The organism is Uniformispora flossi (assembly GCF_049534875.1).
In the GTDB taxonomy this organism is placed as follows: Bacteria; Actinomycetota; Actinomycetes; order Streptomycetales; family Streptomycetaceae; genus Yinghuangia; species Yinghuangia aomiensis.
The window spans coordinates 205644-231427 of the sequence record NZ_JBMULZ010000004.1; the positions used below are offsets into that span (position 1 = coordinate 205644).

Genomic DNA, 25784 nt, shown 5'->3' on the forward strand with positions numbered 1-25784 from the left:
TGCAGGCTGATGGGCTGATCGGTGGACCGGCTGACCGGCTGACGCTGACCGGGAGCCCCGCGGACATGCCGCGGGCGCGGCCTCCGGTGGTCGGAGGCCGCGCCCGGTGCCGTACGTGCGGGTCGGGGGCCGACGGACAGGGTCCTGCGGATCGTGCGGGTCAGGCGGCGACCGGGACCTTGGCCGAGGCGTCGGCGTCGGCCGGTGCGGCGGCGGGCGTGCGCCGGGTGGGGATCAGCGCCGCGGTGAGCGAGCCGACGGCGGCCAGGGCGGCGCCGACCCACAGGGCGGGGACGAGTCCGTCGACGAAGTTCTGCGCGGAGACGAAGCCGCCGTTCGCGGAGAAGACCGAGGCGAGGACCGCGACGCCGAAGACGCCGCCGAGTTCACGCATGGCGTTGTTGGTGCCGGAGGCGACGCCCTGCTGCTCGGGCTTGACCACGGACATCAGCAGGCTCGCGGTCGGGATGAAGTAGAGCGACATACCCAGGCCGCACAGCACGAGCGCGGGGATCTGCTCGACGTACGTGACGTGCGGCGAGGCGACGAGCGCGAACCAGGCCAGGCCGGTGGCGGACATCGCGAGGCCGGCGATGACCAGCGGGCGTCCGCCGATCTTGGCGGCGAGCGGGCCGGCCAGCGGGGCGACGATGACGGGCATCGCGGTCCAGGGCAGGATGCGCAGGCCCGCGCCGAGCGGCGAGAAGCCCTGGACGCCCTGGAAGTACTGGGTGAGCAGGAAGATCGAGCCGAAGACGCCGGCGAACATCAGCAGCCCGGAGAAGGTCAGGGCGGTGAAGGCGCGGTCCTTGAACATGGTCATCGGGAGCATCGGTTCGGCGGTGCGGTTCTCAAAGGCGACGAACGCGGCGATGAGCGCGACGCCGACCGCGAGGGCGCCGATGATGTGCGGCGCGGCCCAGCCGTCGCCGTGGCCGCGGACCAAGCCGAAGACGACGCCGAGCATGCCGAGGCTGACCAGGGTGGTGCCGACCAGGTCGAGGCGCTTGGAGGGGCCGTGGCTTTCCTCGACCTTGAAGAGGGTCAGGGGCACCAGGATCAGGCCGAGCGGGACGTTGAGCCAGAAGATCCACTGCCACGAGCCGTGTTCCACGATGGCGCCGCCGACGAGCGGGCCGAGGGCGACGGAGAGGCCGTTGACGCCGCCCCACAGGCCCAGGGCGACGGGGCGCTTCTCGGCGGGCACGGCGCGGGTGAGGATCGTGAGGCTGAGCGGGAGGATCGCGGCGGCGCCGGCGCCCTGGATGGCACGGGCGGCGATCAGGCCGCCGGTGCTCGGGGCTATCGCGGCAAGCGCGGAGGCGAGGGTGAAGACGGCGATGCCGGACGCGAAGACCTTGCGGCGGCCGAAGCGGTCGCCGAGCGCGGCGCCGAGCATGAGGAGGACCGCGAAGCTGAGCGTGTACGCGTTGACGGTCCATTCGAGTTCGGACAGTCCGGCGCCGAGGTCCTCCTTGATGGACGGCAGGGCGGTGGTGACGACGAGGTTGTCGAGCCCGGCCATGAAGAGCGCGAAGCTGCTGGCGAGGAAGGTCCACAGGACGGTGCGCGGGCCTCGCTGTTTGGTCGCGGGTGCCGCGAGTGCGGACGGTGCGGTGGTCATGGTGTGCCCCCGACGGGTACGTAGTTATCGGTCACTAACTTTTGCCGAGATATTAAGTTATTGCTCACTAACTTGTGGGGACGTGCGCCGAGGCACCGGGAAAGCCCGGCGGCGGGGTCAGCAGGATTCGGCGGATGCCCCGGGGGGCCCGGCGGCCTCGGCCGCGCAGCGCGCGCAGTCGACGCGCTGGGCGCCGGCCTTCATGGACGAGAAGTAGCGCTCCCGCGGCAGGTCGAGCGCCGCGATGACGTTGCAGAGCATGCCGCGGGCGAAGAAGTCGGTGAGTTCTTCACCTTCCGCACCGGACAGCACGCGGACCTGCTCGTCGAGCCGTTCCCAGCAGGCACGGATCGGCGCCTGGTACTCCGGGTCCTGCGAGGCGACGTATGCCTGGAGCTGCATGCGCAGGAACTCCGGCTCGGTGCCCAGCAGGTCGGTGTAGGCGTGGGCCATGGCGTGTATGGCCCCGGCGCCTTCGAGGCCTTCGACCGCCCGGTCGAAGGTGTCCCGCAGGCGGGTGAAGCAGTAGTCGACCGTGGCGAGGAACAGCGCCTTCTTGTCGTCGAAGAGCCGGAAGAGATAGGGCTGCGAGACGCCGACGCGCTTGGCGATCGCGGCGGTGGAGGTGCCGTGCAGGCCGCCGCGTGCGAACTCGCTCATCGCCGCCCGGATGACGGAGGCCCGACGCTCGTCGGCCGTCATCCGCACGGTTCCGGCGGAGGTCGTGGGGGCTGCCATGAGTAGTAAGTTATTACTCAATAACCAGAGTGTCAATCCCCCGCACGCCGTGCGGGGGAACGGGCTTCCTCAGAGTTCCGCGCCGACGAACACCGGCTCGTTGACCAGCTCGACGCCGAAGGCCTCGCGGACGCCGTCGCGGACCTCGCGGGCGAGCGACAGCAGGTCCTCGGTCTTCGCGCTGCCGCGGTTGGTCAGCGCGAGAGTGTGCTTGGTCGAGATGCGGGCGGGGCCGGTGCCGTGGCCCTTGGGGAAGCCGGCGCGCTCGATCAGCCAGGCGGCCGACGTCTTGGCATGCCCCTCCCCCGCCGGGAAGTGCGGCGGTTCGGCGCCGTCGCCGAGTCGTTCGGCGACCCGGACGCGCAGGTCCGCGAACTGCGCGTCGGTCAGGATCGGGTTGGTGAAGAACGACCCGGCGCTCCACGTGTCGTGGTCGGCCTCGTCGAGCACCATGCCCTTGCCGCGGCGCAGCCCCAGCACGGTGTCCCGGGCGGCCGCCAGCGGCACCCGCTCGCCCTGCTCGACGCCCAGGGCGCGGGCGGTCTCGGCGTAGCGCACCGGGGCGGACAGGCCGCCTTCGTCGCGGAGTTGGAAGTGCACGCGGAGCACGACGTACCGGTCGTCGCCCTTGAAGACGCTGTCGCGGTAGCTGAAGCCGCATTCGCTCGGGTCGAGCAGGTCCATGCGGCCGGTGCGGCGGTCGTAGACCTCGACGAGCGAGATGGTCTCGGCGACTTCCTGGCCGTAAGCGCCGACGTTCTGGATCGGCGTGGCGCCCGCGCTGCCCGGGATGCCGGACAGGAACTCGACGCCCGCGAGCCCCGCGCCCACCGCGGTCTCCACCAGGTGGTCCCAGCGCACCCCGGCGTCCGAGCTGAGCAGGCCGGACGGGCTCAGCGTGTGCCCCTTGGTGGCGATGCGGACGGCGATGCCGTCGAAGCCTTCGTCGCCGATCACCAGGTTGCTGCCGCCGCCGACGAGCAGCAGCGGGGTGCCGTGGTCGTCGGCGTCGCGGACGACGGCGACGAGTTCGGCGGTGGTGGCGGCCTCGTACAGGCGGCGGGCGGGGCCGCCCAGGCGCAGCGAGGTCAGCGGGGCGAGGGGGGCGTCGGCGCGGTGTTCCACCCGCACAGCCTACGGGGCGGCCGGTCGCGCGGTGCGCCGCGGCGCCCGGCGGGGGCTGCTCCCCCGCCGGGCGGCAAGCGGAGTCCGGCTCAGCCGAGTTGGACGACCGCGCGGGGCACGCCGAGGACCTTGCCGTTGTCGCTGGTGACGGTCAGGTCGACGCGCACCCGGCGGCCGTCGAGCTTCTGCGCGACCTTGCCGGTGACTTCCACCACGGCGCCGTCCGGCTCGGGGACGACCACCGGGCGGGTGAACTTGGCGCTGTACTCGACGACCGCGCCCGGGTCGCCGGCCCAGTCGGTGACCACCCGGACGGCTTCGGCCATGGTGAACATGCCGTGCGCGATGACGTCGGGCAGGCCGACGCCGACCGCGAATCGCTCGTTCCAGTGAATCGGGTTGAAGTCGCCGGAGGCGCCCGCGTACCGGACGAGGTTCTCACGCCGCACCGGGAAGGTCTGCGCGGGCAGTTCGGTGCCGATCTCGACGGCGTCGTAGTCGATGCTCGCGGCCATGGCTCAGCTCTCCCCTTCGGCGGTGCCGCGGGCGGCCAGCGTCGAGTGGGCGGTCACCACGTGCTCGCCGGCCTCGGTCGCGATGTCCGCGCGCGTGGTGATGATGTCGTTGCCCGCCATGGTCTTGATGTTCTCGACCGTGACGACCGCCACCAGCCGGTCGCCGGCCCGCACCGGGCGGGCGTACGCGAAGCGCTGGTCGGCGTGCACCACGCGGGAGTAGTCGAGCCCCAGTTCGGGGTCCATGACGATCTGCTCGGCGGCCGAGAGCGAGATCACGATCGGGAAGGTGACCGGCGCGATGACGTCCGGGTGGCCGAGCTTGCGGGCCGCTTCCGGGTCGCGGTACGCGGGGTTCGCGTCGCCGATCGCGTCGGCGAACTCGCGGATCTTCTCGCGCCCGACCTCGTAGGGCGCGGTGGGCGGGTAGGTCCGCCCGATGAACTTCGGATCCAGCGGCATCCGCGTGGCCTCCTGGCGTGTGCTGGTGGTGGGCCCGGCCATTGTGGCGGGGCTGCGAAACGCCGACGAGGCCATCCCTGGATCAGGGATGGCCTCGCGGGTGTTGCCGAGTCGTGGTCGCGGACGCGGGGTCAGCGGGTCTCGCGGTGCGCCGTGTGGGCGTTGCAGCGCGGGCAGTGCTTCTTCATCTCAAGACGGTCCGGGTCGTTGCGCCGGTTCTTCTTGGTGATGTAGTTCCGCTCCTTGCACTCCACACAGGCAAGCGTGATCTTCGGGCGGACATCAGTGGCAGCCACGGGAGCGCCTTCCTGGTTCGTGGGTGATTTGCAGCAGAAGCAGCCGACCTGGGGTCTCCCCCACATCGGCTCCTTGGGTAGCGGCGACCGGACTTGAACCGGTGACACAGCGATTATGAGCCGCTTGCTCTACCGACTGAGCTACGCCGCCTCGACGAAGGCCCCCGCCCGTTGCCGGGCGGGGTCTTCCTCGTCAGAGCCCCAATACGGAATCGAACCGTAGACCTTCTCCTTACCATGGAGACGCTCTGCCGACTGAGCTATTGGGGCGAGCAGGTGAAACCATACACGGCCTGAGCCCCCCACAGGAAATCGGTTAGCTGCCGCATGTCCGAGGGTCATTCGGCAGCAGCTTTCGCGCCCTCTGGCGCGCCCCAGGCGGACGCGGTGAGCACGCTCCCGACGGCGCGTTCGTAGAGAGAAGCGGCAAGCCAGGCGTCGGCGAGCCGCCCGATGTCGGCGGGCAGCAGCCGCCCGAACACGTCGCGGCCGCGGTCGGCTGCCGCGGCGGCCAGCCGGTCGAGGACGGCCGCGCCGGCGGCCATCCCGCAACGCCGCAGGCGGGAGGTGTCGCGGGCGAACGCGGAGGGGCCGGGGGCGAGGCCCGGGCCGGTGCGGGGCGCGGCGGCGAGCGCGAGCGCCTGGCGGCCTCCCGTGACGGCGCGCTCCACCTGACGGCGAATCACATATGCGGGCGAGGCGTCGTCGGCGCCTGCCGCAGTGAGGGTGGCGAAAGGTGGCGTTGCGGGGCGTACGCCGGAGCCATCCGCCGCGGCGGCGTGCTCCGGGGCGGCCGCGGACGATCCGCCGAGGTCGGCGTGTCGGAGGCGGTCGAGGCCGAGGTTGACGCGGCCCTGCAGGGCGTCCACGAGGATCAGACCGGTCGGCTGGTCCGGATCCGGGGCGACGGCCAGGACGCGTACCGCCGGAGCGGGTCCCGGTTCGAGTCGGCCGACGAGGCGGAGCCGTAGTCCGGGGCGGGACGCGAGCAGGCGCAGGTTGTCGCGGTAGGCCAGCTTCGGATGGTCGTCCGCGACCAGCAGGGAGACGAGCAGCGAACCGCAGCGGGCGAGGACCCGGTCGGCGCCGTCGTCGCCGGGAGCGGCGCCGAGGATCTCGGCGTCCAGGAACATCAGCTCGGCCCCGGCCCGCCGGATGTTCTGCGGCAGCTCCGCGGCGGCGGCCGCGCGGGCCGCCTGGTCGGCCGGCGCGGTGTCCCACAAAGAGGACAGGGGTTCGGCGTGCCAGGAGACGCCGGACGAGCGGACGGCCTTGACGGCCGCGCCGGCACCGAGGCGCCCGGTGGGCGATTCGGTGGCCCCGGAGACGAGGAGCCCGGCGCGGGTGAGCGCGTGGTGGTCGACGGCGGCGTCGCCCATGCGGATGGCGCGGGCGGCGGCGCCCGCGATGCGCTCCGGGCCGCCGGGCATGACGTCGGCGATGGTCCGGAGGACCCCGTCGGCGCCGACGGTATAGGTGACGACCCCCGCATGACCGGTGTCCGTGCGGATCGGCTCGGTGAACAGGCCGTGCAGGCGGAGCGAGCCGGCGTGCGCGTAGGCCTGGCGCGCAGTCCCGGTGATCTCGCCGCCGGTCTCGCCCGCCGACACCCGGTGGGCGACGTCGAGGAGTTCCACGAGCTGGTCGGTGAGTTCGGCGAGGCGGAAGGCCGGGTCGTCGGCGCGGGCGGCGCGCAGGCCCGCGGTGACCGCGACGGCCGCCGCGGCGGCGCGGTGCAGCCCGGCCAGCTTGGCGGTGTGCGCGGCGCGGAGCAGTCCGGCTTGGACGACGGCCCCGGAGCCGGCGGTGCCGGCGTCGAGGACGGCCGCCGCCGCGTCGCGCAGGGCCTGGGCGGCGGAGGCGCGGGCGGCGGCCTCCTTGGGGTCGGTTGCGGCGGCCTCCTTGGGGTCGGTTGTGGCGGCCTGGACCGCCTCCGGTCGGTCGTCGGCGGGCGGCCGGTCGTGAGTGTCCGCGGACTCGGCGGGTGCGTCGGCTTCGGCAGGCTCCTCCAGGGCGACGCCGAGGCCCGACACCACGGCCGCGCGGTGGCTGCAGGCCGGGGCCAGCAGGCAGGCGCACACGACCTGTTCGTCGCGGGTCACGACACCGCCGGGGGCGTCGAGGGTCAGCGCGGCCTCGTCGTCGACGGCGATGCGCCAGGTGTCGCCGTCGCGGGTGGCGGGGCGGTCGCGGAGTTTGGCGACGGCCGCGTCGAGGCGCTTGCGCAGGCGCGGGGACAGCGCCTCGACGATGGCCGCGGCGACGTCGGGGCGCACCGAGACGGCCGTGAAGACGTCGGCGGCGGTTGCTGCGGTCGGCTCGGTCAACGGACTTTCTCCCCTACCCAGCGGGCCAGTTCGGTCGGGCTGAGGGCCGCGACGGGCATGCCCGCGGCGACCAGCTGCGCGGCCACGGACGTCGAGTAGCGCGGCTTGCCGCGGTCGTCGAGGCTCGCGCAGCCGAGGACGTGGCAGCCCGCGCCGACCAAGCCGCGGACCTCGCCGAGCAGGCCGCCGATCGGCCCGCCCTCCTCGAAGTCGCTGACCACGGCGACGAGCGTGCGCGACGGCACGGTGACCAGCTTGCGGGCGTAGCGCAGGCCTCCGGCGATGTGCGTGCCGCCGCCGACCTGCACGCCGAGGAGCAGGCCGAGCGGGTCGTGGACCCGGTCGGTGAAGTCCATGACCTCGGTGGAGAACGCCACGAAGTGCGTGGTGAGCGCGGGGACGCCGGCGAGGATCGAGGCGGTGAGCGCCGACCAGATCGTCGAGGCCTCCATCGAGCCGGAGACGTCGACGACGAGGATCAGGCGCCAGTCGGCGCTGCGGCGGGCCTTGGTGCGGAAGACCGGGCGCTCGGGGACGACGGTGACCGTGCCGTCGGCGCCGGTCCGGGCGGTGCCCAGGTTGGCGCGGATGGTGCGGGGCAGGTCGAGGCCGCCGCCGGGGCGGCGGCTGGGGCGCGGCACGGTGATGCCGGACAGTGCCGGGCGGAGCCGGGTGGCGAGTTCGCGGGTGAGTTCGGCGACGATGCGGTCGACGAGCGGGCGCAGCGCGGCGACCCGGGATTCCGGGAGGCCGGTGGCCAGGTCGAGGACGGTTTTGAGCAGGTCGACGGACGGGGTGGCGGCGGCCGGGTCGAGTTCGGTCACCGCGTCGCGGCGGCCCGCGGCGACCGCGGCGGCGAGGACTTCCTCGCGGACGGCGGGGCCGAACAGGCCGGCGAGGTCCTCGGACCAGTCGCGGGCCGACGGGTAGGAGGCTTCGCGGCCGGCGCCGGTTCCGTCGCCGCCGAGTCCGCGGCGGGAGCCTTCGCCGCGGCCCGAGCCGTACAGCTCGTCCAGGGCGGTGTTGAGGCGGGCGGCGCGGCCGCCGAGCCGGTCGGTGCGGCGGGCGAGGACCAGGCGCCAGCGGGTGGCGGGGTCGAGGTGGTCGGCGGGGTGGTCGGCAGGGTGGTCGGCGGTAGTGCCGGTGGGATGGTCGGAAGAGTGCGGAGCGCCCCCGAGGGCCCGGCCTACCGGAGCCTTCGTGGTGGGGGAAGTCGGTTGTCCACAGGCGGCGTTGATGGTCGGATGAGCGGCTTCGGAAGGTCGTGGTTCGGTCCCCGGGTCGGGTGCCGTGCCGGGCTCGGTCGGCCACAGGCCGCGGGCCGCCAGCACGCGGCGGGCCGCGGTGTCGGCGGTCGTCCACGCCGCGAGCGACTCGGGGGCGATGTCCGTTTCGGCGTCGACGTCCGTGCCGAGGAGTTCCTCGACGACGGCCAGCACACGTCCGCGGGCCGCCGGGGACAGCGTGTCGAAGCCGCCGCGCAGCGCGGGCAGCCGGGACAGGAACGCCTCGTCGGACAGGCTGCCGACGCGGTCGAGCAGCGGTTCGAGGGCGCCGCCGCCCGCGGCCAGTAGCGGGCTCGCGGCGGTGAGGACGCCGGTGAGGCGCCGGGCGAGTTCCGCCCGGCGCGGTGCGGTACCGGCGTCGTCGAGCCACGACGCGGCGCGTACGCCGAACGCGGCGGCGGTGTCGTGGCCGAGCAGGACCCGGACCGCGCCGGCTGCCGCGGCCATCAGCGGGGTGCCCTCGCGGGCCAGTCGGTGCAGCGCGTCGGCGAGCCGCATGCCGCCGAACGTGTCGGCGCGGCGCGCGAGTTCGACCAGCGCGCGGGCGTCGGCGGGGTCGTCGGAGCCGGTGAGGCCGTCGATCTGGCGCACGGCCGCGGCGGCGAGTTCGGCAGCCGCGGCGGCGGTGCCGGGCGGCACGTCCGCGAGGCCGGGCATGTGGCCCGCGCTCAGGCGGTCCAACAGGGCCATGCCGGACAGCAGTTCGGGCAGCGTTCCGCACTCCGGAAGGACGGTGCCGACCTCGGCCGCGCGTTCCGCGGCCAAGTCCGGCAGCCCGCACGCGGCGGCGGCTTCGAGCCCGGCGAGAACCTGGGCGGCAGTCGGCCCGTCGGCTTCGTGTTCACGCCGGTGGCGGTCGCGCAGCACGCCTTCGCAGGCCTGTTCCAGGGTCACGCCGCGGATGCCCGCGACGTCGAGCATCGCGGCGGTCGACGGCGTCCAGCGGATCCGCCAGCGCGTGGTGAGCGCGTCGGCGCCGCCGGTGCCGGTCACGTCGGTTTCCTCGGCGTACGGCACCCCGCACACCGCGAGGCGGCGCAGCAGCAGCTCGCGCCGGGCGTCCAGTCCCCCGCGCTGCGGGTCGAGGCGCAGTTCGCGCTCTCCCGCGCCGGGGTCGTGCGGGCCGGGGAGGCCCAGGTCGGCCAGGTCGGCCTCGACGGCGGGGCCGAGGCCGCTGCGGGGCGTTCCGGGAGCGCGGCGGCCGGCCCGGCTGCCGACCAGTACGCGTTCGAGGGCGCGGGCCACGGCCCGGCCGCGGCCGAGCGGTTCGCCGTGCGTGAGGACGGTCTGCACGGCTTCGGAGAACTCGCCGCGGCCGGCCACCGGGAGGCCGCGCAGCCGGGCGAGGTCGCCCGCGACGCGGACCACTTCGCGGGCGTCGGCGGGCCCCGACGGGTGGCCCAGGCGGCGCAGTTCGGCGCTGATCCGGGTGGCGGTGCGGGCGATCGCGTCGTCGAGGGCCGCGGTGTCGCCCGCGGCGGTGAAGACGTCGTGCTGCCATTCGGGGTCGCGGATGCCGGCCGGGTAGCCGGAGCGTTCGTCGAGGAGCGCGTAGGTGTAGGGCACCAGCGAGGTGACGACGGGTTCGGGCGCGGTGTCCGGGAGTTCGGCGTCCGTGGGGTCGCCGTCGGCGAGGAGGGCGGCGGCGTGGAAGGAGCCGACGACCGCGGCGGCGCGGGTGCCGTCGGCGGTGGCGTCGCGCAGGGCGCGGCGCATCCAGGCTTCCCGGCGCAGGTCGACGGCCGGGACGCCGTCGCCGGCCGCGGCGTCGTGGCGCAGGGCCCAGCCGACCATGAGTGCGGCGCGGCGGAGGGCTTCGGGGGTTCCGCCGGGGGCGGCGGCTTCGACGAGGCGGTCCCACAGGTCGTCGCCGGGGCGGCCGGTGAGGCGCCGGGTGAGCAGGTCGTGCAGACCGGGCCCGGTGCGGTGGGCGGCAGTGTCGGCGTCGGCGTCGGCGAGGGGGGCCGGGGCGGTGTCGGGTTCGGCCGTCCAGCCGCGGTGGCCGAGCGGGAGGTCGGCGGCGACGACCGGCACGCCGGAGCGGAACGCCCAGCGGATGGCCGCGAGTTCCGGCGAGAAGTCGGCGAACGGGTAGAAGCCCAGCCCGTGCGGCCCGGACCCGGCGAGCGCCACCGGGGCGCGGGTGTCCTCGTGGGCGAGCCACGGCAGCCATTCGGCGAGGTCGGCCGGGAGTTCGACGAGGAGGACGCCGGGGCGGGCGGCGCCCAGGAGCGCGGGTATCGCGGCGGCGAGCGACGGCGAGTGGTGGCGTACGCCGATCAGGAACGGCCGGTCGGCGGCGGCGAGGTGTTCCGCGGCCTCGCGCGGGTCCGCGGCGGGGAAGGCCCGGGGAGGCCGCACGGCGGCCTCCCCGGTGCCCTGGTGCGTGTCCGACACCCGGTCAGCCCTCCAGGACGTGGCGCAGGTCCCACAGCGTGCGCCAGGTCGCCGAGCCCTGTTCGGCGCGGCGGCGGACCGCCGCGTCCCAGTAGCCGAGCAGCCGGGCGGCGTCCGCGGGGTCGTCCTTGCGGACGACGCCCAGCAGATGGCCGGGCAGCAGCCCGAGCACGTCGCGGTCGCCCGGGAAGTACGCCGACGCGACGCCGAGGGCGGACGCGACGGCGACGGCCTCGGCGGTGCTCATGACCGTGGACGGGCGTTCGATCTCCCAGCCTTCCGCGCTGCGGCCGGTGCGCAGGTCGCGGAACGCGGTGACGAGGGCTTCGAGGACCGCGTCGTCGACCGCGAATCCCGCCCCGGCGCGTTCCACCGAGCCGCGGGCCTGGCGACGGACCAGGGCGGTCTCCTCGTCGAGGTCGGCGATCGGGCCGATGGTCTCGAAGTTGAACCGCCGCTTGAGCGCCGCGGACATCTCCGAGACGCCGCGGTCGCGCAGGTTCGCGGTGGCGATCAGCGTGAACCCGGGTGCGGCGTGCACCTGGGCGTCGCCGGTACCGGCCAGTTCGGGGACCGCGACCCGGCGTTCGGAGAGCAGCGAGACCAGCGCGTCCTGCACCTCGGGCAGGCAACGGGTCACCTCTTCGACGCGGGCGACGGCGCCGCGGGACATGGCGGTGAGGACGGGCGACGGGACGAGCGCCTCGCGGCTGGGGCCCTGGGCGAGCAGCAAGGCGTAGTTCCAGCCGTACTTGAGCTGGTCCTCGGTGGTGCCCGCGGTGCCTTGCACGGTGAGTCCGCTGGTGCCGCAGACGGCCGCGGCCAGCAGTTCGGACAGCATCGACTTGGCGGTGCCGGGTTCGCCGACCAAGAGGAGGCCGCGCTCGCCGGCGAGGGTCACGACGCAGCGTTCCACGAGGGAGCGTTCGCCGACGAACTTGCGGGCGATCGTCATCGACGCGGACCCGTCGGGGAGCTTGAGCGCGCCGTCGGAGCCCATGACGAAGGTGACCACGGCGCGCGGGGTGAGCCGCCACGCGGGCGGGCGCGGGCCGGTGTCGTACGCGGCCAGGAACTCCAGTTCGGCGGCGTAGGCGTCCTCCGGCGGCTGGATCTGCCGTCCGGCGGTCACGGGTTCGGTGGTGTCGGTGGTCATCGGCGGCGTCCCCTCCGGGTACGGGTCTCCAGCTGCTCGAATCCGGGCGCGTCGCCCTCGGCGACACGCTGCCACGCGCGGACGAACAGCTCGTCGACGGGGTCTTCCGGAAGGATTCCGCGCACGGCGTCGGCGACCGGGTAGAGGCCGTCCTTCCAGACCTCCAGCGGCAGGGCGCGCTTGTACTCGTGCCAGCCGCCGGGCAGGAACATCGAGCGGCCGGCGCGGGCGCGCTTGGCGGTGACGACCACGTCGGTCGCGGCGAGTTCGGCGCGGGCCTTCTTGAGCCGGGCGGGCTTCCAGCCGGTCCAGCGGGCCGCGTTGCGGTCGGTCGGGTCGGGCAGCGCCAGCAGCTGGAGGTAGAGCGTGGCGGCGTCGTCGCCGATCTCGTGGGTCTTGGCGACCTCGGCGACCAGGTCGGGGACCGACCGGGACGGGTCCTGGGCGTAGTGGACCTCGCCGCCGATCCCGGTGCCGAACACGCGGTCGAAGTCGGCGCCGAGGATCTCCTGCAGGGAGCGGAGGCCGTGCCCGTGGTACTCGCCGCCGAGGCCGACGAGGCGCAGCAGCTCCAGGTCGTCGGCGCCGGTGAACGCGGCCGGGCGGACCCAGATGTGGTCGCCTTCGCCCTGTCCCCAGGGGGCGAGCACGATCGCGTCGCCGATCCGGAGGAGCCCGTCGGGCTCCCAGGCGCCTTCGCGGGGCAGGCCGGCCGCTTCGCGGAGCGCGGGCGAGGTGTATTCGCCGGCCGGGGACCAGTTCACGTCCGCGTGGACGAGCAGGTTCGGGTCGCGGAGCCGTTCGCGGATCATCGCGGTGATCCGCGGCAGGTGCGTGCGGACCGGGTCGCCGTACGGCAGCCGGTAGGCCAGCCAGCGGGCGGCGAAGACCAGGTCGGACAGCCGGTCGAGGTTCGGCACGGCCGCGGCGTCGGCGGGGACGAGCTGGTTCTGCTCGTCGAGCTTCTGCGTGGTCGTGCGGGTCAGGTACGGCACGTCGGACGGGTTGAAGACGGCTTCGAGGACATCGGCGCCGATGTGCGCCTTGTCGGCCGCGTCGGCGACCTCCTCGGGGACGCGGACGACCGCGCCGAACACGGCGCGCCACGCGGCGACCACGGCGGCCGTGTCCGGGCCGTCGGTCCACAGCGCCGCTGGGTCCCGGGGAATCGCGGTGCGCAGCAGCCCGCGGACCTCCTGGCTCCCGAGGTTGCCGAGGCGTCGGCGTGCGGTGCCGGCCGCGGTGGGCTTGAGACCGACCGCGGCCAGGCCGTTCGCCTCGAAGTCCGACCCCGAGCCGAAGCGCGGGAGGCCGGCGAGCAGGTACGCGGCTTCCGTGGGACGCAGGTCGGTGTCGGCGCACAGTGCTTCGACGTGTGCCGGGTTCCACGCGGTCGGGCCGGACTCCCGGACGAGCCGGAGCAGTTCCGTGACCCGGGCGCGGTCGTCCGGGTAGTCGAAGCGGTGTTCGTCGTGGACGGTGAACCCGTCGACCGCGGCGAACGCGCCGCTCGGGTCGTAGTCGACGGCGCGCCAGACCTGCTGCCGGTCGTGGCCCCAGCCGTCCTGCGCGATGATCACGACGATGCGGTCGCCGTTGCGCAGCACGTCGCCGACCCGCGTGCCGGGGGCCTGTTCGGCGGCGAGGCGGACCCGGCGCAGCTGTCCGGGCCGGTGCAGGGCCTCGGCGGACAGTTCGTCGGCGAGCAGGAGGATCGCCGCGCGATGGTTCGCGGCCGGGTACGGCGAGGCCGCCCGGAAGAGCAGCGGTTCGAGGTTGCCGACCAGTGGGGTCCAGTCGGTCTTCAGCGGGGCCAGGCGGATCCGTGTGGTGGACCAGCCGGCGGCGGCGTTCGGGTCGGGGCTCGTGGCGAGCAGCGCGGCAATCGTGCGGATCTGGTTGAGGATGCCGAAGCTGGTACCGCCCGAGTACCAGTAGGAGCGTCCGGCGAATCCTTCGGCGGCGGCGGAGATCGTCTCGTCCTCGCCGTGCTGGGGCTGGTACTCGTCGGGGTCCTGGGCGGAGGCCGCGGGCGGGTTGCCGAACGCGGTCAGGCCGCGCTGGAGGCGGGCCGCGACCAGGGTGATCCCGCCGACGCCGTCGGCGATGCGCGGGTGGGCGACGCCGGGCAGCGCGGCCGCGACGGTGGCGAGCGGCAGCGGCTCGGTGACGGCCGTGTCCGGTTCGGCGGCGGCCTTCGCGGCGTCGTACTCGGCCTGGGCGCCGTCGATCAGCGCGCGGGCCTGCTCGGTGCCGGTGGCGCGGAGCGCCTGCGAGGCGGCTTCGTCGCGAGGCCGCAGCGCGTGCCAGTACGCGAGGTCGGGGACGAGGCGGGTGCCGGCCGCGTGGTCGCCGCCGCGGTTCCGGAGCTTCACGTCGCCGAGGTGGAGGTCGCCGTCGTAGAGGCGGACGTGCTCGTCGTGGACGGCGACCGTCGGGCGGGCGCCGGGGACTTTGACGCCGCCGACGGGGCTCCAGCGCGGGCGTCCGTTCCACAGCAGGTCGACGGCGGGCAGGGCCGCGGTGTGCCCGTCGGTGGTGCCCGCGGTCGCGACGCCGTGGTCGTCGATCCGGACCCACGAGCCGAGGAGGCGGCCGTCGGTGCCGAAGGGGGTGTTTTCCAGGCCGGGCTGCATCGGGCGCAGCGTGCACTCGTCGACGACCAGGCTGCCGCCGTCGGCGACCGCGGCGGCCCACGGGCCGGGCAGCGAGGCGCGGCCGCGGTTGCCGGTGGCCGGGTCGTACTCGTACCAGGCGGACGGGTAGGTGTCGGTGTTCCACACCCAGTAGCCGGTGCCGTCACCCGCGACCGCCCGGCGGTGCGGCAGCGCGGTGTCGCCGGCGTGGAAGGTGCGGTCGCCGGTGACGCGGCCGCCGTCCGGGTGCGGCAGGGACTTGTAGCCCGGGTCGTAGCCCCAGCGGTTGGGGACTTCGCCGGTCGGCTCGAAGACGTCCGCCGGACGCGACGCCCAGTAGGCCTGCGGGGTGTCGTCCTCGCGCCACACGACGAGGAGGTCGCCGTCGATGTGGAAGAACCGGGTGCGGCCGCGGTCGTCGGGCTTGCCGGGGATGCGCAGGTCGTGGTCGAGGAGGATGCCGTCCGGGCCGACCACGACGGCCTTGGTCGGGGTGGACAGGATCAGCGCGGGCCAGGCTTCGTCGGTGTTGACGACGAGCTTGCTGTCGTCCGGGTAGCCCGGGGCGATGCCGCGGCCTTCGGCGCCGAGCAGCTTCATCGCCTCGTCGAGCGCGGGCCAGCCGAGTTCGTCGAGGATGCCGGCGCGGAGGGTGCGGGCGAGGATCGGGGCGGGGTCGAACGCGGCGACGCGGGCGGCGGCGTCCGGGTGGACGTCGGCGCAGACCCGGGCGAACGGGCGCAGCACGCTCAGGAGCGCGAGCGCGTCGGGCAGGCCCGCCTGCTGCTCGAGTTCGGTGGTGCGGTCCTCGAGCCAGGCGTGCAGGCTGCCGCGCAGCACCGGGTGGGCGGCGGTGGCCGGGAGGTGCCGGCCACTGTCGGCGTTGCCGAGCCTCCCGACGGCGGCACGCAGCAGCGGGGCGATGCGCGGGTCGGCCGCGGCGGCGGCGAGGTCGCGGCGGCCGTCGCCGGAGTCCTTGAACCAGTCGGCCAGTTCCAGCGAGGCGCCGTCTGGCGGCGTTTCGACCGCGACGCCCTCGGCGAGGAGGAGGTCGAGCAGGTCCGGGTCGGCGTTCTTGCGCCACGTGGCGCCGAACAGGCCGACGGTGCCGCCGCCGGCGCGCAGGGCGGGCGCCATGCGGGTGGCGAGCGCGAGGGTTTCGGCGTGCCGGCCGCGGTCGCGGTAGCCGCGCCGGATGTGCCCGGCCCAGCGGCTGAGCCAGCCCGCCGCCTTGCCGGGCTCCAGGGCGCCCGGGGTGGTGAGGAGTTCCTCGGCGCCGGCGGCGGCGAGGATGCCCAGCCACAGGTCGTCGACGTCCTCGGCCTTGCCGGAGCCGGGGTTCGGCATGATCTCCAGCAGCCGGATGCGGAGTTCGGGCTGTTCGGCGGCGGCCGCGGCGAGGGACTTGGCGAACGTCTTCCAGAACGACACGGGGGCGCGGACGATCGCCGAGCCGGGCAGCAGTTCGGCGATGAGCGCGCGTTCTTCGACGGCCTGGTCCCGGCCGGTCGCCTTGATCATGGCGCGGGCGTCCTCGGCGAGGCCGGCGTACGGCGCCATGCCCGCGGCGCCGCGTTCCACGCACAGGCGGCGGAACTGCGTCCAGGCTTCGTCGGGGCCGAGGCGGCGGGACAGGTCGCGGGCGTACTCCTTGAGCGCCTTCGCGGTGAGCGCGCCGGCGAACGCGAACTCCAGGAAGACCGCGCGGAGACGTTCCTCCTCGACCACCAGATTGTGGACGCGTTCGGCGTCGCGGGCCTTGCCGAAGAACGTGGCGGCGTAGGTCGTGTTGTCGTGCGCGAGGAAGATGCGCGCGGCCTGCTCGTAGAACGTCGGCAGGAAGTGCGGGACGGCGCGGCCGAGGCGTTCGCCGAGCGCGGCGAACCCGTCCTTGGCGAAGCCGGGCTTGCTGCGGGCCTGCCGGTCGAGGCGTTCGATGTCGCGGACCAGGGCGAGGGCGTGGTGGCCGTTGGCCGGGTCGTTGACGAGCGCCCACGCGGGGAAGCCGAGGGTTTCGCGGCGCACGTGGCCGACCTCGGGGGCGTCGCCGTCGCGCACCAGGCCGAGGAAGTCGAGTGCGAGGTCTTCCGCGTCGCCGAGGGTGCCGGGCACGAGCCGGACTATGCGGCGGTCGTCGAGCGCGGGGTGGACGTAGGTGCGGGCGGTCAGCGTGTCGACGTCGTCGCCGGAGACGCTGCCCGACGGGAGGATCGCGCCCGCGTCGAGAAGCTCGGCGGCGGTGTCGGCGGCGGTGTCGGGGTGGGGCTGCTGGGCGGTCACGCCGCGTCCTCCTGGGTCTCGGTCGAGCGGCCGGCGTACAGCGCGGCGGCCATGCGCATGCCTTCGGACCACGCCACGGGCGGGACCTCGGCGAGGCGGAGGCCCCGGCCGCCGGGGCCGGTCCAGGTGAGCTGGCCGGTTTCGGTGCTCTCGTACGGGTCGAAGTCGCCGAGCCACACATGCGCCTCGGTGGTGCGGCCGTCCTCCAGCACGGGCAGCACGGCGTCGCCGCCGCGCACCTGGTAGCCGAGCGACGTGGCGCGGCCGAGCAGGAAGCGGAGCTGGTCGAACTTGCCGCCCGCGTACTCGTCGACGCTGCGGGCGTCGGCGGGGTTCTCCGGCTTGTGCCAGACCTCGCGGTACAGCTGCCCGATCTTCTGGTCGACGCCGAGTTCGGCGGCGAACTCGCGCAGGTCGTCGAGGTCCTCGAGGAGCACCGGGTGCGGGATGCGGACTTCGTCGGCGGCGACGCGGACGGTGTCGCCGTCCAGGTCGACCATGCCGATGCCGCGCTCCGGGTCGGCGTCGCGGAGGAATCCGGTGGTGCCGTCGCCGGTCGTCACGACGAGGTCGCGCAGCACGGCCTGCCAGGCGGTGTCCGGCCACACACGGACGACGACGTCGGCGGGGACGGCGAGGGACCGCACCATCCAGCGTTCGACGTCCGCGACGCAGGCGCGTTCGTGCCGGTCAAGCCATTCGACGAACTGGCGCAGCCCGGACACGGCCGGATCGTCGGCCAGTTTGGCGGGGACGCTTTTCAGCCGCTTGCCCGCGGAATTGCGGCACACGACCGTGCCGTCCTCGAGGGCGACCTCGTAGTCGCCCGCCCGGACCCAGCCCATGAACAAGTCCCTCCCGCCGGAAGCCGCCCGCCGACGCGGGGGGCAGATCGGAGTCCGCGGCACCCGCCGCGGGTACGCCGGACGCGCCCGGCCCGAGCCGGAGCGCGCCCTGCGGAGACCTGACCGCGGCCCGCGGCCGAGGGCCGCCGGGGCAAGTGATGGTGGCACCGGAGCGGCGGCTGCCGCGGTCAGGATGGCCGGAACGTTAGCGCGATCGGCCGACAGCGGCGGGCGGTCGGGAGGCCACATCACGGTTGACTCCCGGCGAACCCGGGACGAACCGTGCGAGCCGCACCGTGTGGCAAGTGGACGCGGCCCCCGCGCCGCGTCACTCTGGACGCGGCACTGCGGCGGGCGGCCCGCCCCGCCGCGGCCGGACGGCGGTGGCAGGCGTTGGGGGCTGGGGGCACACGATGCTGATCCTGGGCGCGTCGATCGCGGTGGCGATCGTGGTGGGCTTGCTCGTGCTCACCGGCGGGCGCCTGCGCGGCAAATGGCGGCGCGACGAGGAGCTGTTCGACGGTTCGCCGCGCGTCGTGGTGCCCGAGCTGGGCGGCCCGGTGCGGGTGGAGATGCTGGTCCGATTGGCTATCAGCAAGGGCTACACGCTGGTCGCGAAGCAGCCGACGGACGAACCGCCCGGGATGGAGCTGGTCTTCGTCCGCGAGCCGTCCTGACCCGCGGCCCCGCTCCGCCGATCGAGCTGCTTTGACCCGGTTTTGACTCCGCGTCGACCGCGCGTTGACGTCGGGGTCGACTGCCGAAATTCGCCCTTACGGACTACCGGGCAACCCATTTGCCTGTTGGTTCACCGCCCCGCACCGCCGACCCCGCCCCCGCGCACGGCAGCGGATTCCGGGCCGGCGGCCCGGAATCCTCATGGTTCTGCCGGCGTCAGCCGTCCCAGACGCCTGCCGCACGCACCTTGGCGCGGGCACTCGGACGGTCTTCGCCGTCGACGGCGACACAGATCCCGTAGACCCGGGCGAAGGCCGTCCAGCCGTTCACCCTGCCGCGGTTGTTGCTGATGCGGACCCGGCCGCGTTCGCGGTCGACGGCGGACACCTGGTGGAGGTAGACGGTCCCGGCAACTCGGGCCAGCACGATGTCGCCGACATCGAGCTTGGCGGCGTCGACCGGGGCCACGGAGACGAGTTGCCGATTGCGGATCAGCGGCGCCATCGACGCGCCGCTGGGACGGAACTGCACGGTGTCGCCTTCGGCGACGCGTGAGGCCATGGAATGCAGCAAGCCCATGCTCCGCACGATGCCGCACGAATTACCCGGAGGGCTACTGGTTTTCCGCGGCCCGATCCGCGGTCCCGTTCTCGTCCCCTCCCCCGTCCCCTCCCGCGGGTACGCCGCCCGTCGCGCCGTCCCACGCGGACGCGTCCGCCGGGATCTGCGCGGCCGCCCAAGCCGCCCACGAGGCCTGCATCGCGGCTTGGCGCTTGCCGTATTCGAGGGCGATGCGTCCGTACGTCGACAGCGGCCCGTCGTCCCACGGGACGGACTCCTCCAGCGCGGCCAGGCCCGCGCCGCGCGCCTCCGCCGCCGCGCCCTGGGCGGTCAGGTACGCGCGTGCCTGATCCGCGGCGATGCGGTCGAGGAAGAACACCCGCAGGAGCATCTCGCTGCGCACCGGGCGGGGCGGCTCGGGGGCGAGGAGCCACGTGCGCAGTTCGGCGCGGCCCGGGTCGGTGATCGTGTACTCCTTCCGCCCGCGCGCGCCTTCCGCGGAGACCTCCAGAAGGCCGGCGTCGGTGAGGCGGCCGAGTTCGCCGTAGACCTGGCTCTGCGTCGCGGGCCAGACGTTGGCCATCGACGTCTCGAAGGTCTTCAGCAGGTCGTAGCCGCTGGCGGGCCGGGCGTCGAGGAGCCCGAGGAGGGCGTGGCGAAGACTCATACCTCGAACAATACATGTCCTTCTTGACATGTCACTTGTGGAACGTCATTGTTTGACGTGTCAGCAGTGACAGGTCGGGGCAGGAAGCCGCGGCCGCCGCGCCGCCGGGGTTCCGGCGCACGAGGAGGGACCGGACCATGAGCTACCTGCGCAGCTTCATCCCCTGGCTGGTGTTCGTCGCGGTGTCGACGGCCGACTGGCGGTGGGGCGCGGCGGCGGCCCTGGTGTCCGCGGGCTCGCAGGTGCTGCAGGGGCGCCGCACCGGCAGCCCGGCCGACCTGCTGACGGTGAGCACCGCGGTGTACTTCGCGGCCCTGACCGCGGTCGCGTTCGCCGACCCGGACTCGCCGGTCCACCCGTGGACGGCGGCGCTGTCGCTGGGCTGGCTGGCCCTGACCGCGTGGGCGTCGCTGGCCATCCGCCGGCCGTTCACGCTGGTCATCGCCAAGCGGACGGTGCCGAGCGAGCTGTGGGAGCACCCGCTCTTCCGGCGCGTCAACGTCGTCATCACCGCGGTGTGGGCGTCGTCGTTCACGGTGACGGCGGCCGCGCTCGCCGGACTGCGCGAGGCCGGCGCCCCGACCGGCGTCGCCGTCGCGGTGCAGGTGGCAGGTTTCGCGATCCCCGCGGTGTTCACCGCCCGGTACCCGGCCCACGCCCGCGCCAAGGCCCGTTCCGGAAACCCGGTTGCCTGACCAACTCCCTTTGCTTCCAAACTGATTCGACTCACATGACGGACTCCCGGAGGCTCCCGTGACCGCCCACCACCTGACCGGCAACTACGCCCCCGTGCTGCACGAGACCACCGAGACCGCGCTCGCGGTGACCGGAGCCCTGCCCCGGGACCTCACGGGGACGTACATCCGCAACGGTCCGAACCCGCGGTCCGGCACGTCCGGCCACTGGTTCCTCGGCGACGGCATGCTGCACGGCGTGCGCTTCGAGGAAGGCCGCGCGACCTGGTACCGCAACCGCTGGGTCGACACCGACCGGTCGGGCATCCACCGCCCCGACGGCACCCGCAACCTGCGCTCCGCGGCGGCGAACACGCACGTCGTGCGGCACGCCGGCCGGATGCTCGCGCTGGTGGAGTCGTCGTTCCCGTACGAGATCACGCCCGACCTCGGCACCATCGGCCCCTACGACTTCGCCGGCCGCCTGGGCACGCCCATGACCGCGCACCCGAAAGCCGACCCGGTCACCGGCGAACTGCACTTCTTCGGCTACTCGCCGCTGCCGCCGTTCCTCACCTACCACCGCGCGGACGCCGCCGGGAACCTGGTCCACAGCCGGGAGATCGAGGTGCCGCGGTCGACGATGATGCACGACTTCCAGCTGACCGAGCGGCATGTGCTGTTCTTCGACCTGCCGGTCGTCTTCGACATGGCGCTGGTGGACCAGGGCACGATGCCCTACCGGTGGGATCCGTCCTGCGGCGCCCGCATCGGCGTGCTGCGGCGCGACGCCCCGGACACGCCCGTGCGGTGGTTCGAGATCGACCCCTGCTACGTCTTCCACACCTTCGCCGCGCACGACGCCGGGGACACCGTGGTGCTCACCGCGATGCGCTTCGCGGACCTGTCCGACCAGACCGGCGCCACGAACACCGCGGTCGCGTGGCGGTGGACGGTCGACGTGGCCGCGGGCACCGTCCGCAGCGAGCAACTCGACGATCGGGAAGCCGAGTTCCCGCGTATCGACGACCGGCTCGCGGGCCGCGGGGCACGGTTCGGGCACGCGGTCGGCAAGGACACGTTGATCCGCTACGACCTGGAGACCGGCGACGCGGCCGTGCACGCCTACGGCCCCGGCCGGCGCCCGGACGAGATGGCGTTCGTCCCGTCGACCGCCGACGCGGGCGGCCCCGGCCTGCTGATGGGCTACGTCTACGACGCCGCCAACGGGACCAGCGACCTCGTGGTGCACGACGCCGGGACACTCGAGCAGGTCGCCGCGGTGCATTTGCCGGTGCGTGTGCCGTTCGGCTTCCACGGGGACTGGTTCGCGGATCCGGCGTGACCGCCGCCCCCGCGGTCGCGCGGGGGCGGCAGTCGGCGGCCCCGCGCGGGTCAGGCGAACGTGTCGGTGGCGCGGATCAGCGCGTCGAGGATGCCGGGTTCGTCGAAGGCGTGCCCGGCGTCGCCGACCATGACGAACTCCGCTTCGGGCCAGGCCCGGTGCAGGTCCCACGCGGTGCGCGCGGGGGTGCAGGCGTCGTAGCGGCCCTGCACGATGACCCCGGGGATGCCGCGCAGCTTGGGCGCGTCGGCGATCAACTGGCCTTCCGCCATGAAGCCCTTGTTGACGAAGTAGTGGTTCTCGATGCGGGCGAACGCGAGCGCGTAGTCGCGTTCGCCGGATTTGGCGATCACGTCCGCGCGCGGCAGCAGCGAGATCGTGGAGCCTTCCCACACGCTCCATGCCACGGCGGCCTCGGCGCGGACCTCGGGGTCGGGCGAGTTGAGGCGGCGGTGGTAGGCCGTCATCAGGTCGCCGCGCTCCCCCGTCGGGATCGGCGCGACGAACGACTCCCACAGGTCGGGGAACAGCTGGGACGCACCCTCCTGGTAGAACCAGTGCAGTTCGGAGGCGCGCAGGGTGAAGATGCCGCGCAGGATCAGTTCGCTGACGCGTTCGGGGTGGGTCTGCGCGTAGGCGAGCGCGAGGGTGCTGCCCCACGAGCCGCCGAAGACCAGCCACTGCTCGAAGCCGGCGAGTTCGCGCAGGCGTTCCAGGTCGGCGACGAGGTGCCACGTGGTGTTCGCGGCGAGGTCGACGTCCTGGCCGCTGACGTGCGGGGTGCTGCGGCCGCAGCCGCGCTGGTCGAACAGCAGGACGCGGTACTTCTCCGGGTCGAACAGCCGCCGGTGGGTCGGCGTGCTGCCGCCGCCCGGCCCGCCGTGCAGGAACACCGCGGGCTTGCCCTCGGGGTTCCCGCACAGTTCCCAGTAGATCCGCTGGCCGTCGCCGACGTCGAGCATGCCGTGCTCGTCCGGCTCGATCTCCGGGTACAGGTCCCGCAACGTCCCCACTCGGCCTCCTCGGTAGTGTCTCGGTAGTGTCTCGGTGGTGTCTTTGCCCGCTTTCGTGGCCCGACCCTAGCCGGGAGACCGGCGGTGGCTCAGGTGCTCGCGTGGGTGTCTTCCCATGCGCGGTGCTGCGCGGCCACCTTGTCCCACAGGCGGCGGCGCGCCTCGGGGCCGAGGCTGCCCGGGTCCAGCCCGAACACGTCGGCGAGGACGGCGTACCAGTCGGCTTCGGTGGTGACGGTGGTGGTCGTGGTGCCGGCCGCGTCCTGTCGCTTGAGCACGCAGCCGGTGAGGTTGTCGGTGCCCTTCGCGTCGCGGCGCAGGACCGCGCAGGTGCGGAGGTAGCTCGATTCGGGCGAGGTGGACAGCCACTGGTGCTTCTCCTCGAACTCCGCCACGTCGACGGGTTCGGGGGCGAAGTCCATCCGCGGGAACGAGCCCCGGCGGTCGTGGGTGAAGCGCCAGCCGCCGGGGACGACGTCGGAGGGGGCGAGGGCGTAGGAGAAGGGGCCTTGCTCGTAGACGCCGGTGCGCAGCGGCAGCGGCTCGTGGAACCCGTCGCCGAGGCCGACGTCGACGAGCCATTCGCGGCTCTCGCAGCGCACGGTCAGGGCCATGTGGTTGCCGAGCACCCCCGGCGGGTCCTCGAAGCGGGGCTGGACGCCGGCGCGGTGCCGGGTCACCGGGAAGCCGAGGGCTTTGAGCAGCTCGGCGAAGGCACCGTTGAGGTGGAAGCAGTATCCGCCGCGGCCCGCGACGATGCGGGCGACCGATGCGGCGGGGTCGATGGGGGCCGGCTCGCCGAGCTGGGCGTGCAGGCCCTCGTACGCGATGCGTTCCAGGTGGGCGCGGTGCAGCGTGAACAGCAGCTCGCCGGAGGGCGGCCCGGGCACATCCGATATGCCGTCGAGTCCCAGGCGGGCGAGGTAGCCGCGCACGTCAATCGTCGTCATGTTCCGGACTTTAGGCGACAGGACCGACGCATTGCCGCCATATTCAGGGGCATATTCGGGGGATATTTCGTGGCGGTATGCACAGGGGGCGGCGTCGGCTCGTACCGCCCCGGCCACGGGAGCGCCGGGCGGCGGGGCGGTCAGGCGCGGACGGCCAGGGCGCGGAACTCCTTGGGGCTGACGCCGCGCACCCGTTTGAAGGCGGTGCTGAGGGCGAACGGGCTGCCGTAGCCGACTTGCTCGGCGACCGCGCCGATGGTCGCCGAGGGCTCGCGCAGCAGGTCGGCGGCGAGGGTGAGGCGCCAGGTGGTCAGGTAGGTCATGGGCGGTTCGCCGAGGAGTTCGGTGAACCGGCGGGCGAGCGCGGCCCGCGACACGCCGGCGGCGCGGGCGAGGTTCGCGACCGTCCACGGATAGGCCGGGTCGCCGTGCAGGGCGCGCAGCGCGCGGCCGACGACCGGGTCGCTGTTCGCCCGGTACCACGCGGGGACTTCGGCGTCGGGCCGGGCGAACCAGGCGCGCAGTGCGGAGATGAGGATGACGTCGAGGAGCCGGTCGAGGACGGCTTCCTGGCCGGGCTCGTCCTTGACCACTTCCCGGGCGAAGATCGGCAGGAGCGGGCTGACGCGTTCGTCGTCGCGGATCACCACCAGGGGCGGCAGCGCGTCGAGCAGGCGGCGGCTGATCTCGCCTTCCAGCTGGTATGTGCCGGTCACCATGCAGGTCGCGCCCTCGGCGGCGTTGCCCCAGCTGCGGACGCCGAATTCGGCCAGCGCGAACTCCTTGGTGCCGTCCGGGCTCAGGCACACCTGGCCGGGCTTGATGACCACCTGCACGGCGGTCTCCGGGGTGTCGGCGACGGTGTACGGGTCGGGGCCCCGCGCGATCGCGATGTCGCCGGGGCCGAGCGCGACGGGCTCGCCGCCGTCCGGGCCGTCCGGGAGGAACCACGCGGTGCCGCGGACCATGGCGACCAGGGTGAGCGGCGCCTCGTCCTCGACCCGGACCGACCACGGCGGGTCGAGGACGGAACGGAGCAGGAAGGCGCCTTGGGCCCGTGGGCCGTCGAGGAGTCCCGCGAGTGCATCCATGACGGCCAGCGTAGACGAATGAACATGGAAATGGGTGTCTGGCCGATGGAAAGTCTCATTCGCGCGGGCTTGACTGGACGCATCAACCAGCAAGCCCCCGGCCCACCCCGGCTCGCCGCCGCACGGGTCGGCGCCGGACGACGAGGAGATCCGATGAACACGCACCCCGCCGGCCCGCACGCCGCCGCCCCCGCGCCCGCCGCCTCCCCCGCGGCGCGCGGCTCGCGAGACCGGGTGCTGCTCGCCGGCACCGTGGCGACCGGGCTGGTCGCGGGCACCTACTTCGCGTTCACGTGCGCGGTCATGCCGGGCCTCGCGGCCACCGACGACCGGACGTTCGTCGCGGCGATGCAGGCGATCAACGTGAAGATCGAGAACCCGGTGTTCTTCGCGGGCTTCTTCGGCGCGTTCGTGCTGCCGCTGATCGCCGTGTTCCGGCAGCGGAAGGCGGGCGGCGGTGCGGCCCTGCGCTGGACGATCGCCGGACTCGCGCTGTACACGGCCGGGTTGCTCACCACGATGGGCTTCAACATCCCGCTCAACAACACCCTCAAGGACGCGGGCGACGCCGCGGCGCTCGCCGACCCGGGGGCGGTGCGGCGGGACTTCGAGGACCCGTGGGTGGCCTGGAACATCGTCCGCACGGTGGCCTCGACGGCGGCGGCCGGCTGCCTGGTGTACGCGATGCGGCTGCGCGGGCGCGCCGCGGCCGGGTCGTGAACCGGCCGCGGACGCCCGTTCGCTGCCGGGCTAGTCGCGGGCGGCGTGTTTGGGGACGGCGACGGTGATGCTGCGCCATCCGTATTCCGGATTCTCGGAGTTGGGGACGAGTTCGCGGGCGGACACCAGGACGTCCGTTTCGCGAAGGCGGGCGACGATGTGGGCCACGGCCTGGGCCGGACCGACGAGATCGACGTCAATATGCTGCACGCCCCGGCCAACGACCCGACCCAGGGCAACGCAACGGTTTGTCGCCCGTGGGGGTGCGGCGGGGGCGGCTTTCGGGTGACTCCGGCCCAGGAGCCCGACGCATGTGTGGCGGGGGGGGGGGGAGATGCCGCGCCGCCCCACAGCGGTTGGCGGGTGGGGGGGGGGGGGGTGGGGGAGAGAGGGGGCGG

Annotated in this window: 21 protein-coding genes and 2 tRNA genes; 4 read left to right on the plus strand and 19 right to left on the minus strand. The window is 74.0% G+C overall.

The genetic code is table 11. The features are described from left to right. Positions 1-160: 160 nt before the first annotated feature. The 13 genes from ACPA54_RS10795 to ACPA54_RS10855 all read right to left on the minus strand — a co-directional run bounded on the left by ACPA54_RS10795 (position 161) and on the right by ACPA54_RS10855 (position 17687). Positions 161-1624, minus strand: coding sequence for a DHA2 family efflux MFS transporter permease subunit (locus ACPA54_RS10795; protein ID WP_423528442.1), 1464 nt, complete (start codon positions 1622-1624; stop codon positions 161-163). Positions 1625-1741: 117 nt separating this feature from the next. Then, positions 1742-2362 carry a TetR/AcrR family transcriptional regulator gene (locus ACPA54_RS10800; RefSeq protein WP_423528443.1) on the minus strand — a complete coding sequence of 207 codons (621 nt, stop codon included), beginning with the start codon at positions 2360-2362 and terminating at the stop codon, positions 1742-1744. Between the two features lie 69 nt (positions 2363-2431). Then, complete coding sequence (locus ACPA54_RS10805; protein WP_423528444.1) at positions 2432-3487, minus strand: UDP-N-acetylmuramate dehydrogenase; 1056 nt, start codon at positions 3485-3487, stop codon at positions 2432-2434. Between the two features lie 89 nt (positions 3488-3576). Beyond that, positions 3577-4002 (minus strand): MaoC family dehydratase, encoded by a 426-nt coding sequence (locus ACPA54_RS10810; protein ID WP_345673579.1) that lies wholly within the window; start codon positions 4000-4002, stop codon positions 3577-3579. 3 nt (positions 4003-4005) lie between these two features. Then, the gene (locus ACPA54_RS10815; RefSeq protein WP_423528445.1) at positions 4006-4464 is read right to left on the minus strand and encodes an FAS1-like dehydratase domain-containing protein; all 459 of its coding nucleotides are present in this window, start codon (positions 4462-4464) and stop codon (positions 4006-4008) included. Positions 4465-4595: 131 nt separating this feature from the next. After that, positions 4596-4760, minus strand: a complete 165-nt coding sequence (gene rpmG / locus ACPA54_RS10820; RefSeq protein ID WP_004571794.1) for a 50S ribosomal protein L33 — start codon at positions 4758-4760, stop codon at positions 4596-4598. Between the two features lie 78 nt (positions 4761-4838). Then, positions 4839-4911: transfer RNA gene (locus ACPA54_RS10825), tRNA-Met, on the minus strand. Positions 4912-4957: 46 nt separating this feature from the next. Then, positions 4958-5030: transfer RNA gene (locus ACPA54_RS10830), tRNA-Thr, on the minus strand. A gap of 68 nt (positions 5031-5098) precedes the next feature. After that, positions 5099-7087: a hypothetical protein gene (locus ACPA54_RS10835; RefSeq protein ID WP_423528446.1), complete on the minus strand. Its 1989-nt coding sequence runs from the start codon at positions 7085-7087 to the stop codon at positions 5099-5101. Further along, the gene (locus ACPA54_RS10840) at positions 7084-10734 is read right to left on the minus strand and encodes a DUF5682 family protein (protein WP_423528447.1); all 3651 of its coding nucleotides are present in this window, start codon (positions 10732-10734) and stop codon (positions 7084-7086) included. The genes ACPA54_RS10835 and ACPA54_RS10840 overlap by 4 nt, the downstream gene beginning before the upstream one ends. A 40-nt stretch (positions 10735-10774) precedes the next feature. Then, positions 10775-11926 carry an ATP-binding protein gene (locus ACPA54_RS10845; protein ID WP_345673576.1) on the minus strand — a complete coding sequence of 384 codons (1152 nt, stop codon included), beginning with the start codon at positions 11924-11926 and terminating at the stop codon, positions 10775-10777. After that, positions 11923-16842 carry a hypothetical protein gene (locus ACPA54_RS10850; RefSeq protein ID WP_423528448.1) on the minus strand — a complete coding sequence of 1640 codons (4920 nt, stop codon included), beginning with the start codon at positions 16840-16842 and terminating at the stop codon, positions 11923-11925. Before ACPA54_RS10850 ends, ACPA54_RS10845 begins: the two co-directional genes overlap by 4 nt. Then, on the minus strand, positions 16839-17687 hold the full coding sequence (locus tag ACPA54_RS10855; protein ID WP_423528449.1) for a DUF4132 domain-containing protein: 849 nt from the start codon (positions 17685-17687) through the stop codon (positions 16839-16841). The genes ACPA54_RS10850 and ACPA54_RS10855 overlap by 4 nt, the downstream gene beginning before the upstream one ends. 413 nt (positions 17688-18100) lie before the next feature. Between ACPA54_RS10855 and ACPA54_RS10860 the strand changes: the two genes are divergently transcribed. Then, positions 18101-18364 (plus strand): hypothetical protein, encoded by a 264-nt coding sequence (locus tag ACPA54_RS10860; protein ID WP_423528450.1) that lies wholly within the window; start codon positions 18101-18103, stop codon positions 18362-18364. Between the two features lie 217 nt (positions 18365-18581). On the opposite strand, the gene ACPA54_RS10865 is transcribed toward ACPA54_RS10860, so the two are convergent. Both ACPA54_RS10865 and ACPA54_RS10870 read right to left on the minus strand, forming a co-directional pair. Further along, a complete protein-coding gene (locus ACPA54_RS10865) occupies positions 18582-18944 on the minus strand; it encodes a S24/S26 family peptidase (protein ID WP_423528451.1) in 363 nt (120 codons plus the stop codon). A gap of 34 nt (positions 18945-18978) precedes the next feature. Further along, positions 18979-19593, minus strand: a complete 615-nt coding sequence (locus tag ACPA54_RS10870) for a PadR family transcriptional regulator (protein ID WP_423528452.1) — start codon at positions 19591-19593, stop codon at positions 18979-18981. 137 nt (positions 19594-19730) lie between these two features. Between ACPA54_RS10870 and ACPA54_RS10875 the strand changes: the two genes are divergently transcribed. Both ACPA54_RS10875 and ACPA54_RS10880 read left to right on the plus strand, forming a co-directional pair. Continuing rightward, positions 19731-20288, plus strand: coding sequence for a hypothetical protein (locus ACPA54_RS10875; RefSeq protein ID WP_423528453.1), 558 nt, complete (start codon positions 19731-19733; stop codon positions 20286-20288). A 58-nt stretch (positions 20289-20346) separates the two neighbouring features. After that, positions 20347-21612 carry a carotenoid oxygenase family protein gene (locus ACPA54_RS10880; protein WP_423528454.1) on the plus strand — a complete coding sequence of 422 codons (1266 nt, stop codon included), beginning with the start codon at positions 20347-20349 and terminating at the stop codon, positions 21610-21612. Between the two features lie 50 nt (positions 21613-21662). Here ACPA54_RS10880 and pip read toward each other — a convergent pair whose 3' ends face one another. The 3 genes from pip to ACPA54_RS10895 form a co-directional block, all read right to left on the minus strand. Continuing rightward, positions 21663-22616 carry a prolyl aminopeptidase gene (gene pip / locus ACPA54_RS10885; RefSeq protein WP_423528976.1) on the minus strand — a complete coding sequence of 318 codons (954 nt, stop codon included), beginning with the start codon at positions 22614-22616 and terminating at the stop codon, positions 21663-21665. Between the two features lie 98 nt (positions 22617-22714). After that, complete coding sequence (locus ACPA54_RS10890) at positions 22715-23575, minus strand: arylamine N-acetyltransferase family protein (RefSeq protein ID WP_423528455.1); 861 nt, start codon at positions 23573-23575, stop codon at positions 22715-22717. Positions 23576-23715: 140 nt separating this feature from the next. Beyond that, the gene (locus ACPA54_RS10895; RefSeq protein ID WP_423528456.1) at positions 23716-24666 is read right to left on the minus strand and encodes an AraC family transcriptional regulator; all 951 of its coding nucleotides are present in this window, start codon (positions 24664-24666) and stop codon (positions 23716-23718) included. A 153-nt stretch (positions 24667-24819) separates the two neighbouring features. Between ACPA54_RS10895 and ACPA54_RS10900 the strand changes: the two genes are divergently transcribed. Beyond that, positions 24820-25386 (plus strand): anthrone oxygenase family protein, encoded by a 567-nt coding sequence (locus ACPA54_RS10900; protein ID WP_423528457.1) that lies wholly within the window; start codon positions 24820-24822, stop codon positions 25384-25386. A gap of 30 nt (positions 25387-25416) precedes the next feature. Here ACPA54_RS10900 and ACPA54_RS10905 read toward each other — a convergent pair whose 3' ends face one another. Further along, positions 25417-25596: a hypothetical protein gene (locus ACPA54_RS10905; RefSeq protein ID WP_423528458.1), complete on the minus strand. Its 180-nt coding sequence runs from the start codon at positions 25594-25596 to the stop codon at positions 25417-25419. Between the last annotated feature and the right edge of the window lie 188 nt (positions 25597-25784).